1 pseudogene is annotated in these 260 nt (G+C 76.2%); it reads left to right on the top strand.

The window, feature by feature from the left end:
- A pseudogene (locus KVS71_RS20095) lies at positions 1-260 on the top strand (cation acetate symporter); the annotation flags it as partial.

Raw genomic sequence — 260 nt, 5'->3', positions numbered from 1 at the left:
TGCAGTTGGGGGCCACCCCGTGGGTCCTCCTGCCGCGGGGCTTGGCCCCCGTCCCCGGACCGCGGGGCCCGCCCCAGGTCCCCATGCGTTCCCCCCCCGGGCCGGCGGCCAAGGGGGCCCCGCGTTCGGTGGTGTGGGCTATCTGGCTGACCGGCGGGTTCTACCTGCTCACGCTGGGGCTCGGTTACGGAGCCGGTGGGCTCGTGGGCGCCGATGTGTTCGCCGGGGCACCGGGGGGAGTAAACTCCGCTGCCCCGCTG

The organism is Microbacterium sp. GbtcB4, assembly GCF_019091465.1.
In the GTDB taxonomy this organism is placed as follows: Bacteria; Actinomycetota; Actinomycetes; order Actinomycetales; family Microbacteriaceae; genus Microbacterium; species Microbacterium paraoxydans.
The sequence above is the reverse complement of the archived record's forward strand: the minus strand, read 5'-3'. Positions and strand labels throughout refer to the sequence as shown.